Consider the following 13,839-nt stretch of genomic DNA (forward strand, 5'->3'; position numbering starts at 1 on the left):
GGGTGGACCTGTCGTATCAGGAGCTATCGCACTTCGTGGAGGTCATCAACTCGATTCACGGCGGGGAGCAGAGGGTGTTCAGCCTTGAATACTCGCACAAGAACAGGGAACACTACCTGCGCGCCCACGGAAGCGTGGGATTCGCGTACTGCCTGAAGGGAAGAAAGAGGATAACCTTCCAGGTCCTCCCAAAACCCTTCAGAACCGACCCCGACGACAGGCGTTCCGTCCAGTTCTTCCTTCAGCTCCTCAACCTCGCCGGGGGAATGAGGATAGGGTTCGAAGAAATCAGTACCCTCGCCGAGGAGTACAGCAGGAGCGGGGACATAGACGAGCTCTTCAAGAGCATGTACGTTCTCCTCCTCGCCAGAGCCCTGGGGGAGGGGCCGTACCTCGAGTACGGGGAGATTGAGGAGAACTCGAAGGTGCTGAGGGGCAGAATCCTGATGAGCAGAATGGCCAGGAAGCCCCCCTGGAAGCAGGAAGTCCCGGTCAGGTACTCGGTGATGCTCGAGGACAACCCCCTCAACAGAATCCTGAAGAGGGCCCTTGAGATAGTTGTGACGACCTCCCGCTGGAAGACAACCCGAAAAATCGGCGGAGTCCTGATGGGAGCCTTCGAGGGCGTCAGTCTCCCCATGTGCGGGGACAGCTCGAGGGTGACGTTCAACCACCTGAACGAGAGGTTTAGAACGGTCTTCAACCTCGCCGAGGCGATAATATCTGGATTCCAGGGAATAGGCACATTCACGAAGGTTCTCCCCGGAATATTCATAAGCATGGACATGCTCTTCGAGAGTCTGGTGTATCACACCATAAGAACCGCCCTAGCAGGGGAGGCCGAGGTTAGGGCTCAGGAGAGCCTTCCACACCTGATAAGGAACGCCAGAGACTACGAAATGAAGAGGGGCGCAATATTCATGGTCGGAAACCCTCTCCCGGACGTGGTCGTGAGGACGGCAAAGGGCGTATGCGCGGTGGACGCCAAGTACCGCAACCTCTACGTCTACCTCCACAACGAGGGCCGGTCGGTCAGGAAGCTCGTCCGCAAAAGCTCAGAGCTTTATCAGGCCTACGCCTACGCCAAACTCATCAACGGGGGTGTCATACTCGTCTATCCCCGGCTGGAAGGCAGGTACAACAGCTGGATTCCCGACCTCTTCGAGGCCGACAGGAGGGACGTGCTGAGGTTCTTTGACGGCACTAAATTCGCCGTACTGGGCTATGAGCTATCCAGAATCGGGAAGGACGTGGAGATAACCCTCGGGGCGGTGAGACTAGGCGATGATGTGAGGGAGGGATTGAGAGATTTCCTGCTCGGCTTCTGCGGTGAGCTTTAAAAGGGAACCGGCTAAAGCCTCACGGGTGAGAGACATGACGATTGAAACTCAGGAGGAAGTCCCCGAAATCAGGGAGCCCCTAAGGCGCGTCGGCATAACCAACCTCAGGAGCGTAGCGAAAATCAACTGGAAGGGGAAGGTCTACACGTTCCTCCCGCTCTTTGAAGTCACGATAGACGTTCCGGCAGAGAAAAAGGGAATCCACATGAGCCGTCTCGTGGAGAGCATAACCGAGGCAATGAGCGAAGCGGTGGAAGAGGAGGTCATGGAAGCCCACAGCTCGCTTGAGGAGCTTGGAAGGGCCGTCATAAGGCGTCTTGAGAGCAAGCACCCGCACAGGCGCGCTGAGGTCTGGATTAGGACCCATCTGATAATCCCCAGGGAAACGCCGGCGAGCGGAAAAACGAGCTACGAACCCTACGACGTAGAGGTCGGCGTCATAAAGAACGAGGACGGCACCTTTGAGAAGGTTCTCCGCGTCAGGGTTATTGGAAACACAGCCTGTCCGCACGCGATGGCAAACAACAACGGAAAGACCCACATACAGCGCGCCATCGGTGAGCTTGAAGTTAGAACGGCCTTCGACGAGGAGATAGCGCTGGAGGACATGATTGACGTCGTTGAAAGCTCGTTCAGTCATCCAACCTACACGCTCCTGAAGACGGTTGACGAGAACGCCGTCGTGCAGGGGATGTACAGAAACCCGAAGTTCGTGGAGGACGTTGCCAGGGAAATATTTGCAAAGGCGAGGGAGAGGTTCAAGGGGAAAATTCACGTGCGCGTAATCAGCAACGAGAGCATACACAAGCACGACGTCATAGCCGAGACGTGGAGCTAAGGCGATTAATATGAAGCTCGTCCACGACCCGGTGCACGGTGGAATAGAGCTGGACGACTTCGCGGTAAAGCTGGTTGACACGCCGGAGTTCCAGAGGCTCAGGAGGATTACCCAGCTCGGCTTGGCTTTCCTCGTTTACCCCTCGGCCAGACACACGCGCTTCGAGCACTCCCTCGGAACCTTTCACATAGCGAGGCTCATTCGGGGGAGGAATCCTGAGATAGATGAGGGGGTCGTTTACGCGGCCCTGCTCCACGACCTCGGGCACTACCCGTTCAGCCACACCCTGGAGTGCCTTTTCCCGAGGCACGAAGAAAACACTCGGTGGCTGATACGACACGGCGAAATCGGCGACGTTCTGAAGGAGAGGTTCTCACTCAGTGAATTGCGCAGGCTCCTCAGTCATCCCCTCGTCAGCGGGGACATAGACTCGGACAGGATGGACTACCTCGTGCGCGATGCCTACTACACCGGCGTCGCCTACGGAATAGTTGACCTTGAGAGGCTCGTCAGAAACCTTCGCTGGGACGGGGAGAGACTGGTGCTCGAGGAGAAGGGGATAATGGCGGGCCAGAACCTTCTCCTTGCGAGGAGCATGATGTACCCGACGGTTTATCAGCACCACACCGTTAGAATAGCGAGCGCGATGCTCTGCAAGGCCGCTGAACTTGAGGGAATTTCTCCGAGGGACGTTCGTCTCATGGACGAGGTTGACCTGATTGCAAGGCTGAGGGGGAGTGAAAAGCCTGAGGTTCGGGAGCTAATCGGTGCAATCGAGACCAGAAGGCTGTACAAGCGCGTCATCTGGAGCGGTGAGGAGCTGGACGGTGAAGAGCTTGAGGAGCTGAAGATTGAGCTTGAAAACGAGTTCGGCCACCTCGCGCTCCTCGACTATCCTTCAAAGCCCCGCTTTGAAGAGAGGAACGCCTTCGTCAGGCTTGGGGGAGAAGTTAAAAGACTCAGCGAAGTTTCTCCCCTTGTAGAAGCCCTTGTAAAGGTCAAGGAAAGCTACTGGTGGTGGGGGGTCTACGCGAGAGGGGACGTCCTCAATGAGGTCAGGGCGTTCGTATCCAAAAACCTTAAGTAGTTTAAGGACTGAAGAACGCGGCCATTTTCCAACCGGGAAAAGCTTTATAACCGGACCTTTTAAGTTAAGCCGACAAGCTCATCCAAAGGTGGTGCGTTATGGGAAGAAGGGAAGAGATGATTGCGAAGATTAAGGAGCTTATGACCCAGCCTGAGAGAATCAGGAACATGGGTATCGCCGCTCACATTGACCATGGTAAGACAACGCTCAGCGATAATCTGCTCGCTGGTGCCGGAATGATTAGCGAGGAGCTGGCAGGAAAGCAGCTCGTCCTCGACTTCGACGAGCAGGAGCAGGCGAGGGGAATCACAATCAACGCGGCGAACGTTTCGATGGTTCACGAGTACGAGGGGCAGGAGTACCTTATCAACTTGATTGACACGCCGGGTCACGTTGACTTCGGCGGTGACGTTACGAGGGCAATGCGTGCAATTGACGGTGCGATTATCGTTGTGGACGCCGTCGAGGGAGTTATGCCCCAGACCGAAACGGTTCTCAGACAGGCCCTTCGCGAGTACGTTAAACCAGTTCTCTTCATCAACAAGGTTGACCGTCTCATCAAGGAGCTCAAGCTTGGCCCGAACGAGATACTCAACCGCTTTGCCAAAATAATAACCGACGTCAACAGGCTCATCAAGCGCTATGCTCCTGAAGAGTTCAAGAACCAGTGGCTAGTTAAGGTCGAGGACGGTAGCGTTGCCTTCGGTTCGGCTTACTACAACTGGGCTCTCAGCGTTCCGTACATGAAGAAAACAGGCGTTACATTCAAGGACATCGTTGAGCTTACCAACAGCGGGGACCTCAAGACCCTCAAGAAGAAGGCACCGCTCCACGTCGTCGTCCTCGATATGGTCGTCAGGCACCTCCCGAACCCGCTCGAGGCTCAGAAGTACAGGATTCCTCACCTCTGGCAGGGCGATATCAACAGCGAGATTGGCCAGGCCATGCTCAAGTGTGACCCGAAGGGCAAGATGGTCATGGTCGTCACCAAGATAATCATCGACAAGCACGCTGGAGAGGTCGCCACCGGCCGTGTCTGGAGCGGAACGGTCAAGAGCGGCAAGGAGGTCTACCTCATCAACAGCAAGAGAAAAGCGAGAATCCAGCAGGTGGGCATCTACATGGGTCCCGAGAGGATTAACATGGACGCCGTTCCCGCTGGAAACATCGTTGCCGTCACGGGTCTGCGCGACGCTATGGCCGGTGAGACCGTTGCTGAAGAACCCATCGAGCCGTTTGAGGCACTCCACTACGTCAGCGAGCCGGTCGTTACCGTTGCCATTGAGGCCAAGAACGTCAAGGACCTCCCGAGGCTCATCGAGGCTTTGAGACAGCTCGCCAAGGAGGACCCAACGCTCCACGTCAAGATTGACGAGGAGACCGGCCAGCACCTCCTCAGCGGTATGGGTGAGCTCCACCTTGAGGTCAAGCTCGTCAAGCTCAAGGAGGACTGGAAGATTGACGTCGACGTTTCCCCGCCGATAGTCGTCTACCGCGAGAGCATAAGCAAGCCCAGTCCGATAGTCGAAGGAAAGTCGCCGAACAAGCACAACAGGTTCTACATCACCGTCGAGCCGATGCCCGATGAGATTTACCAGGCTATTAAGGAGGGTATCATCCCAGAGGGCAGACCGAAGGACCCGAAGGAGGTCGCCAAGAAGTTGGCGGAGCTCGGCATGGACTACGAGATGGCCAAGGGCATCGTCGACGTCTACAACGGCAACATGTTCTTCGACAACACCAAGGGTATCCAGTACCTCAACGAGGTTATGGACCTCCTGGTTGACGGATTCCACATGGCGATGGACGAGGGACCGCTGGCTAAGGAGCCCGTCATGAAGGTCATCGTCAGGCTCCACGATGCCAAGATACACGAGGACAACGTCCACCGCGGTCCGGCCCAGATTTACCCGGCCATAAGGACGGCCATCCACTGCGCCATGATGAAGGCCGGCCCGGTCCTCTACGAGCCCTACCAGAAGGTCATCATCAACGTTCCCTACGAGTATATGGGTGCCGTCAGCAGGGAAATCAACCAGAGGCGCGGTCAGCTCATCGACATGCGCCAGGAAGGCGAGGTCATGATTATCATCGCCGAGGCGCCGGTTGCAGAGATGTTCGGATTCGCCGGAGCCATCCGTGGAGCCACCAGCGGCAGAGCGCTGTGGAGCACCGAGCATGCAGGATTCAAGAAGGTTCCGAACGAGCTGGCCCAGCAGATAATCAGGCAGATACGCCAGAGGAAGGGCCTCGACCCGAACCCGCCAACCGAGAAGGACGTCTGCCCGCAGCAGTGATTTTTGAATTTTTCTTCTACCTCTCTTCGATTTGCCAGCCTTTTGATGTGGACCTTCTTTTTTAACGGATTTCCGTTCGTAAGCCATTAGTTAACTTTTTAAACCCGCCCCGCAAGTTAGGGTCGGAACTCATGAGGTCCCCTTGTCCAAGGCGGGTTTCCCGCCCGAGGGGGCCGAGGTTCGAAAGATTTAAAAAGCCGTCCTAGTCAATGGGACTAGACCAAAATATGGAGGTGTTAGAAAATGCCAAAGGAGAAGCCGCACGTTAACATCGTCTTTATAGGCCACGTAGACCACGGAAAGAGCACCACCATCGGAAGGCTGCTCTTCGACACCCAGAACATTCCGGAGCAGATTATCAAGAAGTTCGAGGAGATGGGTGAGAAGGGTAAGTCCTTCAAGTTCGCCTGGGTCATGGACAGGCTCAAGGAGGAGCGTGAGAGGGGTATTACCATCGACGTCGCCCACACCAAGTTTGAGACCCCGCACAGGTACATCACCATCATCGACGCTCCGGGACACAGGGACTTCGTTAAGAACATGATTACCGGTGCCAGCCAGGCCGACGCGGCGGTTCTCGTCGTCGCCGCCACCGACGGTGTCATGCCCCAGACCAAGGAGCACGCATTCCTTGCTAGGACCCTCGGTATCAACCACATAATCGTCGCCATCAACAAGATGGACATGGTCAACTACGACCAGAAGGTCTTCGAGAAGGTTAAGGCCCAGGTTGAGAAGCTCCTCAAGATGCTCGGCTACAAGAACTTCCCGGTCATCCCGATCAGCGCTTGGAACGGTGACAACGTCGTCAAGAGGAGCGACAAGATGCCCTGGTACAACGGCCCGACCCTCATCGAGGCCCTCGACCAGATACCCGAGCCGCCGAAGCCGGTTGACAAGCCGCTCAGGATACCGATTCAGGACGTCTACTCAATCAAGGGTGTCGGTACCGTTCCGGTCGGCCGTGTCGAGACCGGTGTGCTCAGAGTCGGTGACGTCGTCATCTTCGAGCCGGCTTCAACAATCTTCCACAAGCCCATTCAGGGTGAGGTCAAGTCCATCGAGATGCACCACGAGCCCCTCCAGGAGGCATATCCGGGCGACAACATCGGATTCAACGTCCGTGGCGTTGGTAAGAACGACATAAAGCGCGGTGACGTTGCCGGACACACCGACAAGCCGCCGACCGTCGTCAGGCCGAAGGACACCTTCAAGGCCCAGATAATCGTCCTCAACCACCCGACCGCAATAACCGTTGGCTACACCCCGGTCCTTCACGCCCACACCACCCAGGTCGCCGTCAGGTTCGAGCAGATACTCGCCAAGCTCGACCCGAGGACAGGTAACGTAATTGAGGAGAACCCGCAGTTCATCAAGACCGGTGACTCAGCAATCGTCATCCTCAGGCCGACCAAGGCCATGGTCATCGAGCCGGTCAAGGAGATTCCGCAGCTCGGCAGGTTCGCTATCCGTGACATGGGTCAGACCGTCGCCGCCGGTATGGTTATCTCCATCCAGAAGGCCGAGTGAAGGCCTTCCTTCTTTCCTTAACCTTTAGGAGGGAAGAAAATGCAGAAGGCAAGGATTAAGCTTGCGAGCACCAACATCAAGGCCCTCAACGAAGTTACAGAGCAGATTAAGCAGATTGCCGAAAGGACTGGCGTTAGAATGAGCGGTCCAATACCGCTTCCGACCAAGAGGATAAGGATAACCACCAGGAAGAGCCCCGACGGGGAAGGCTCGGCTACCTTTGACCGCTGGGAGCTTCGCGTTCACAAGAGGCTCGTTGACATCGAGGCCGATGAGAGGGCCATGCGCCAGATTATGCGCATCCGCGTTCCTGAAGACGTTACCATCGAAATTGAGCTAATCTCTTGATTCCTCTCATTTATGCGCCGGGGTAGCCTAGCCTGGGAAGGCGCGGGCCTGGAGAGTCCGTGGGCGCTTGCCCGCCAGGGTTCAAATCCCTGCCCCGGCGCCAAACAAACTTTTGTGCAGAACTGTTTTACCGCTCCACGTTTAGAATTTAAAAGTAGAAAAGGCATGTGAAGCACTCAGTAGCGCCTCCGTCTCTGTCTCGGCCGTTGTTTGCTCCACCTTCTCCTGTATTCGCTTTCGAGCGTTTCCCTTCTCATCATCTCCCTGTACTCCCTGGGAAGCTCTTCACTGAGCTCAGACCTTCTGACCTTGACCCCTGTTCTCCTCACGATGCTCCTGAAGCGGCCCACCTCGTCCGGTGCCAGAAGCGTTACGGCCTTACCCTTTCTTCCCATTCTCCCCGTCCTTCCAATCCTGTGGATGTACTGTTCGGTGTTCATTGGAATTGAGTAGTTGACAACGTGGCTTATCTCGGGGACGTCGATGCCCCTGGCGGCAACGTCAGTGGCCACGAGAACTTCAGTTTTTCCGCGCTTGAACCTTCCAAAAGTTCTCTCGCGCGCCGGCTGGCTCATGTCCCCGTTCAGGGCTTCGGCCCTAAAACCGTCCCTCCTGAGCCTCTCCGCCAGCTCCCGCGTTTCCACCTTCGTCTGGCAGAAGACTATCCCGTAGAAACCGCCATTCAGAATTCTCTTCAGGACCTCATACCTCCTCGCGGGGGAGACCTCCACGAACTCCTGCTCGACTTCCCCAGGAACTATCTCATCCCTGCTCACTATGACGACCTCGGGCTTCTTCATGTACTTCTTGGCGAGCAACAGAACGTCCATCGGCATCGTCGCCGAGAACATCATCACGCGCTTTTCCCTCGGAGTGGCCCTAAAGATGGCCTCGATGTCCTCCTGAAAGCCCATGTCAAGCATTCTGTCGGCCTCGTCGAGGACGAAGAAGCGGAGCGAGTCGAGCCTGAGCGTTCCGCGTCCTATGTGGTCGAGCACCCTGCCGGGCGTTCCAACTACGATTTGGGCTTTCTTAAGCGCCCTTATTTGGGGTCCTATCGGCTGGCCCCCGTAGATTGCGTAGATGTCTATCTTCCTCCTTCCGCGCAGTGAGCGAAGCTCCTCGCTTACCTGTATCGCCAGCTCCCTGGTGGGCGTTAGAACGAGCGTCTGAACTTCTTTCCTGCTTTCGTCAATCAGGTCGAGGATTGGCAGGCCGAAAGCGGCAGTCTTTCCGCTTCCGGTTTTGGACTGTCCTATCACGTCGCTCCTTCCGTCGAGGATGAGGGGTATTACCTCCCTCTGAACGTCTGTGGGTTCCGAGAAACCCTTCCTTTCAACGGCCTCTACTGAGGCCTTCGATAATCCAAGCTCCCTAAAACTCATTTTCAAAGTCTCCTTAAGCTGAAATCTCAAACGCGCTCCTTCTCAGAACGCGCCGAGGAGAAACGCGTTTTGGCGGGCCGGGGGGGATTTGAACCCCCGACCTGCGGATTAAGAGTCCGCCGCTCTAACCAGGCTAAGCTACCGGCCCACAACCCGAAACCATAGAGGCGGGGTTGGTTTATAAGCTTTTCGGTAAATTCCCCTTCGGAAACCACAGAAAAATTTATAAAGTGTGCCTCTGCCCTATATTTGGCGGCGCGGGGGTTGCCGAGCCTGGTCAAAGGCGCGGGATTGAGGGTCCCGTCCCGTAGGGGTTCCGGGGTTCAAATCCCCGCCCCCGCACCAGAGAACTACGGCGTTGGTTTCTTCTCCTCCTCGGGAAACTTCCAATCCCGCGTTATTCTCGTAACGTTTCTCACGAGCGCCCTTTCTTCTGGGTTCTTCTCGACTAGTCTTTCGAGGAAGGAAATCAGCTCATCGTACGTTTTCCTCTCAACGGGAAAAGGCACCCTGTCCTTTCCGCCGACGGCGTAGCTGAACTTAAAGGGGTCTATCCTGTGGGTAACGGGGTCCTTCCAGCTTGGGTGAACGTCGTAAACGAGCTCCAGGACGAGTGAGAGCGCCCTCAGGGTTCCGGGTCCAAGTCCCTTTATCAGCAGAAACTCCTCGTAGTTGGAGACCCTGACTTCTCTGGCGAACTCAAGGGCCTTTCTGTTCAGCTCCAGCCTACCCAGGCTCTCGTATTTTCTGAGGAGGGCCCTCTCGTTGATGTCCCGCGGCTTGTAGTAAACGAGGGGCCTGTAGCCAAGCGAAACCGCCTTGAGTGTTTTCAGCTCCCTCTCTATGGAACTCGGGCTGTCGAGAACAACGTCGATTAGGGTTTTCTGGTACTCCAGAGACTCCTTTGAAACGGTGTTGAGAGCCAGCCCCTCCCTGAAGCCCGAGATTGCCTTGTGCGGCTCAACGGTGAAGTCGTCGGGGTTGAACCAGTGGTACCTCCTCGCGACCCTTTTCACCTCGTTCATCCCCTGCTGAACAACCGCCCAGTTTCCCTCCTCGTCCACAAAAAAGACGTGGTGGTAGAGTTTGTAGCCGCTCTGGAGGGCAACGCTGTCAACCTTCGCAACGAGCCGGGAAGCCCTGATGTACTCTTCGGCATCAAGGTCGTAGAGCTTTGTGATTTCCCGAAGCTCTTCGGGGGTCTTCCTGCTTCTCCGGCCTTTCCCTCCCGCGGCTTTGACTCCAAGCTCTTCCCTCCAGAGGACCTCCTTGATGATTCCAGTTGTAACGGTGGTTGAGCCAGAGGAGTCCCAGTCCATTCCTATTACGTTGTTGAGGGCCTGGAACCAGACCGGGTCGGAGAGCCTCTCGAGGAGGCCAATCGTTCCGTACTCCTCGACGAGGAGCTTGAGGACTAGGGTGCTCAGTTTCTTCATCCTCACCGCCAGCCATGGGGGAACGCGTCCACCGTGAAGGGGAAGCTCGGCAACGTTGCGCATCATGGTTCCGTTGGAGTTCCAAGTATTAACGCTTTTTCCTTAAAACTTTCAAAAAAAGGACTCAAAAGCCGGTGGATTCTCGAAAAGGTCTTGCCCTGTGAATGGAAAGCCTTTTTATCCCCCGATTCGATATCCGTCTGCAGGTTTTAGGCTCATGGAGGGTTAAAGATGGGAGTTGAAAAGGTGCCGAAGTACGATATACCGACCGTTAAGGTTGACTACGTTTTTATCGAGCTTGACAAGATGAAGCCCCACGAACAGCTCGTTCAGAAGGAGCTTGAGGACTTCATCGAGAGCGTTACGGGCTCGGGTATATTCTGGAAGCCGATGCTCCTTGCGAAGATTCCGGGAACGGACGAGTACCTAATCGTTGACGGCCACCACCGCTGGGCCGGCCTTCAGAAGCTCGGTGCCAAGCGCGCTCCCTCGGTTATACTCGACTACTTCAGCGACGACGTCAAGGTCTACACCTGGTATCCGGCCTTCAAGGGCGACCTCAACGAGGTCATCGAGAGGCTCAAGAAGGAGGGTCTGGAAGTCATCGAAGACCCCGAGGCCGAGGAGAAGGCCGAGCGCGGTGAGGTTGCCTTTGCCATAGTCGGCGAGAAGAGCTTTATAATCCCCGGCTCGCTGGAGGAGCAGAAGATAGTCAGCAGGGTCCTCGACGAGATGAACCAGGAGGGCAGGATAGAGCTAATCTACTACGGCCTCAAGGAGGACGCGAGGGAGGACATGGCCAAGGGCGAGATTGACTACGTCTTCATCAGGAAGGCCCCGACCAAGGAGGACGTCATGGAGCTCGTCAAGCGCGGAGAGGTATTCTCACCGAAGACGACTAGGCACGTCCTTCCCTTCAACCCGGACAAGATTGACGTCAAGCTCGAGGAGCTGTTCTAAAGCTTTTTAAGCTCCTTTTCGATTTTTATGTGCCCGATGACGAAGGATCAACCGGCTGATGCGTGATGACATCGGTCTTGGCAGAGGGATGCACCTACACACCCATATGCAAAAAAAGAATATAAACGATGTCACCCTAAATTAGAGATGATGGGCATGGTGTTCGGGGCAATAATTCCACTGTTCGCAACTCAGACGCTTGAGCGCGAGCGTCAGAAGCACTTTCGGATAGTTCGCTCTTTAGACGAGATTCAGGAGAGGAAGGCAATCGTAATAGGCCGTGCCGGAACGCTCGTAAAACCCGGCTGGAAGCTGGTCATCGTGAGCACCGTTAAGGGGTTCTTCGGCCCAAGGGAGCTGCACAGGATAATAGACGGTATAGTCCGGGTTCTCAAAAACGACCCGGACACCGCGATAGTAATAGCCTGCCCCGAATACCTGGCCCTTCACAACGGCTTCAGGGCGCTTCTCAAGTTCCTCCACAACGTTAGGGACTACGCTATTTTAACGGGTGGGAGGGTTTATCTCGTTACCGACCCCCTCGCGTGGGACCCCCGCGAGTTCGCCCTCCTTAAAAGGCTCGAAGACTAAACGTTTTATATCCTCTTCATGTATCTTCTCCGGTGACGGCTGAATGCTCAAAGGTATTCTTTTCGACGTCGACGAGACGCTCGTTTACTACGAGGGCTACGACCACAGGAAGTGGTTTGAGGAGTGGGTTAGACCGGCGCTCGAAAAGGCGGGAATTAACATCGACTACGAAACCTACAGGAAAACTGTGAGCGGGGAACTCCCGAGAAGCTACGTGCGGAAGCTCGGTATAGACCCTGTTGAGATGTGGAAGATAATCGACAGGGTAAACCACGAATACCGGAAGAAGCTCGCTGAGGGAGGGAAAATTAAGGCGTTCAGCGACGTCGAGGTCCTTAGAGCGCTTAAGGAGATGGGCCTAAAGCTGGGGGCCGTCAGCAACGCCTCCCAGGAGAACACGGAGTTCGTTTTAAATCTCTTCAACCTGCTCGATTACTTCGACGTTGTCGTTGGTAAGGACTACTCAAACATAGACGGGGTGAAGCCGAGTCCCTATCTGATAAAGAAGGCCCTTAAGGCGCTCAACCTGAAGCCCGATGAAGTTCTCGTCGTGGGGGACAGCGCTCACGATGTTCTCGCCGGTCATCGAGCCGGGGCCAAGGTCGTCAACGTCATCCGCTTCGGCAGGGTTGAAGGGGCGGACTACTACGTCGAGAACCTGTGGGAGTTGCTTGAGCTTGTAAAAAAGCTGAGGGTTCAGTCCCCGTAGAATTCCTTTTCAAAGGCGTCAATTCCAACCTCAAGCGAATCGAGCCAGTCAAGGAACCTGCCAACGTCCTCGTCCCTGAATATCGCCCCGTGCTGCGACGCTATCATCTTGGGTTTAAGCTTTCTCACAGAACGGACCCATGCCCTAAGGGCCTTCGTTGAGCTCATATACCTCTTGTGGAAGCCCTCCATGTGCTTTGTGTGCTCGTCGAAGTCCTCAACGAAGAGGTACCACTCATCCTTCGAGAAAGCCGCCGCTCCAATGTCCGAGCTGAACAGGATTCCGCTCTTCTCGTCGTAGAAGGCGAAGTTACCAGGGCTGTGGAGGTAGTGGGCTGGAACTGCCCTTATGGTCGAGTTTCCAAGTTTGAACTCGGCACCCTTATCAGGGATTCCGACGGTTCTGCCAGCGCTCATTACTGCCAGATGCGGAATGAAGCGCACCCACAGCTCCGAGATAACGACCTTCGCCAGCGGTGCGTACTCGAACCAGAGGTTTAGGCCCGCAACTACGTCGGGGTCCTGGTGCGAATACATGAGGTACTTAATCTGCGTTGGGGGAATCAGGGAGGAGACGTTCTTGAGCACGCGGGAGAACACGAAGAACCCGCCTGGCTCTATAAGCGCGCCCTCGTTTCCGTCAATGACGAGGTACTGATTGGTCAGTATTCCCTTCTCGTCCTCGCTTTCCTCAATCCCAAGCCAGTAAACCTTGTGGCTACCGTCGTCGTAGAGCGGATAGCTGTTCATGTTCCTAATCATCTCAAGCACCTCCAGCCGGAACCCACGCATTCACCATGTAGGCCCCGGAAACTCTTGAAAGAAGCTCAACGACCTCCCTAACACCATCCTCTCCCTCGACCTTGAGGGTCTTAACATCACTTCCGTTCCTTAACTCAACGGCCAGAACCTGACTGCCCCTGACGAGCACCTTGAAACCGCTGGTTCCATCGGACGTTATTCCCGAGAGGTAGAGAACCTCACTGTCCGCCTTTTCAAGAATCTCGTTGAGAACGTTGAAGAAGCTTCCCTCCGGGATGACGTGTAAACCGCTGTGAACCATCTTGGCCTTTGCCAGGAAGTTGGCGACGCTCATGGGGTCGGAGAAGTCCACTTCGAGTATGGCCTTTTCGGTCTTCTTGCCGACCTCGATTGGCTTGGATGCCTCCGCCAGCTCCTTGAGGTTCCTGGCTATCCCCTCGACGAGTATCTCCAGGGTTTTCCCGAGGAAGAACTCGCCCCTACCGGAGTAAGAAAGTCTAACGTCTGCTGAAACATGTTTCTGCCATTCCCTGAGGGTTATCACAACCGTCAGGTTG

Annotated in this window: 13 protein-coding genes and 3 tRNA genes; 11 read left to right on the plus strand and 5 right to left on the minus strand. The window is 55.6% G+C overall.

What is annotated here, in order from left to right; all coding sequences use genetic code 11:
* The 7 genes from MVK46_RS02995 to MVK46_RS03025 all read left to right on the plus strand — a co-directional run.
* Positions 1–1,340 (plus strand): restriction endonuclease (locus tag MVK46_RS02995; RefSeq protein WP_297535176.1); only part of this gene is annotated, 1,340 nt, incomplete at its 5' end.
* 34 nt (positions 1,341–1,374) lie between these two features.
* A complete protein-coding gene (locus MVK46_RS03000; protein ID WP_297535177.1) occupies positions 1,375–2,178 on the plus strand; it encodes a GTP cyclohydrolase IV in 804 nt (267 codons plus the stop codon).
* A gap of 10 nt (positions 2,179–2,188) precedes the next feature.
* Positions 2,189–3,265 (plus strand): HD domain-containing protein, encoded by a 1,077-nt coding sequence (locus MVK46_RS03005; RefSeq protein WP_297535178.1) that lies wholly within the window; start codon positions 2,189–2,191, stop codon positions 3,263–3,265.
* Between the two features lie 98 nt (positions 3,266–3,363).
* Positions 3,364–5,562: an elongation factor EF-2 gene (locus MVK46_RS03010; protein ID WP_297535179.1), complete on the plus strand. Its 2,199-nt coding sequence runs from the start codon at positions 3,364–3,366 to the stop codon at positions 5,560–5,562.
* Positions 5,563–5,805: 243 nt separating this feature from the next.
* The gene (tuf, locus tag MVK46_RS03015; protein WP_297535180.1) at positions 5,806–7,092 is read left to right on the plus strand and encodes a translation elongation factor EF-1 subunit alpha; all 1,287 of its coding nucleotides are present in this window, start codon (positions 5,806–5,808) and stop codon (positions 7,090–7,092) included.
* A 39-nt stretch (positions 7,093–7,131) separates the two neighbouring features.
* A complete protein-coding gene (rpsJ, locus tag MVK46_RS03020; RefSeq protein ID WP_297535181.1) occupies positions 7,132–7,440 on the plus strand; it encodes a 30S ribosomal protein S10 in 309 nt (102 codons plus the stop codon).
* 16 nt (positions 7,441–7,456) lie between these two features.
* A tRNA-Ser gene (locus tag MVK46_RS03025) sits at positions 7,457–7,543 on the plus strand.
* A gap of 73 nt (positions 7,544–7,616) precedes the next feature.
* Here MVK46_RS03025 and MVK46_RS03030 read toward each other — a convergent pair.
* Both MVK46_RS03030 and MVK46_RS03035 read right to left on the minus strand, forming a co-directional pair.
* Positions 7,617–8,825 carry a DEAD/DEAH box helicase gene (locus MVK46_RS03030; RefSeq protein ID WP_297535182.1) on the minus strand — a complete coding sequence of 403 codons (1,209 nt, stop codon included), beginning with the start codon at positions 8,823–8,825 and terminating at the stop codon, positions 7,617–7,619.
* Between the two features lie 70 nt (positions 8,826–8,895).
* Positions 8,896–8,973 (minus strand) — tRNA-Lys (locus MVK46_RS03035).
* 109 nt (positions 8,974–9,082) lie between these two features.
* Here MVK46_RS03035 and MVK46_RS03040 point away from each other — a divergent pair.
* Positions 9,083–9,170: transfer RNA gene (locus MVK46_RS03040), tRNA-Leu, on the plus strand.
* A gap of 5 nt (positions 9,171–9,175) precedes the next feature.
* Here MVK46_RS03040 and MVK46_RS03045 read toward each other — a convergent pair.
* Positions 9,176–10,324, minus strand: coding sequence for a DUF763 domain-containing protein (locus MVK46_RS03045; protein ID WP_297535183.1), 1,149 nt, complete (start codon positions 10,322–10,324; stop codon positions 9,176–9,178).
* A 168-nt stretch (positions 10,325–10,492) separates the two neighbouring features.
* On the opposite strand from MVK46_RS03045, the gene serK reads away from it, so the two are divergent.
* The 3 genes from serK (at position 10,493) to MVK46_RS03060 (ending at position 12,521) form a co-directional block, all read left to right on the plus strand.
* Complete coding sequence (gene serK / locus MVK46_RS03050; protein ID WP_297535184.1) at positions 10,493–11,221, plus strand: L-serine kinase SerK; 729 nt, start codon at positions 10,493–10,495, stop codon at positions 11,219–11,221.
* Positions 11,222–11,371: 150 nt separating this feature from the next.
* Positions 11,372–11,812 (plus strand): DUF835 domain-containing protein, encoded by a 441-nt coding sequence (locus MVK46_RS03055; protein ID WP_297535185.1) that lies wholly within the window; start codon positions 11,372–11,374, stop codon positions 11,810–11,812.
* Between the two features lie 43 nt (positions 11,813–11,855).
* A complete protein-coding gene (locus MVK46_RS03060; protein ID WP_297535186.1) occupies positions 11,856–12,521 on the plus strand; it encodes an HAD family hydrolase in 666 nt (221 codons plus the stop codon).
* Here the strand turns inward: MVK46_RS03060 and MVK46_RS03065 are convergent.
* Together MVK46_RS03065 and MVK46_RS03070 are read right to left on the minus strand one after the other, a co-directional pair.
* Complete coding sequence (locus MVK46_RS03065) at positions 12,509–13,282, minus strand: MBL fold metallo-hydrolase (protein WP_297535187.1); 774 nt, start codon at positions 13,280–13,282, stop codon at positions 12,509–12,511. The two genes, MVK46_RS03060 and MVK46_RS03065, sit on opposite strands and share 13 nt — an antisense overlap.
* Before the next feature lies 1 nt (position 13,283).
* A partial coding sequence (locus MVK46_RS03070; RefSeq protein ID WP_297535188.1) for a hypothetical protein occupies positions 13,284–13,839 on the minus strand: 556 nt, incomplete at its 5' end.

It is taken from the genome of Thermococcus sp. (assembly GCF_027066465.1).
Classification (GTDB): Archaea; Methanobacteriota_B; Thermococci; order Thermococcales; family Thermococcaceae; genus Thermococcus.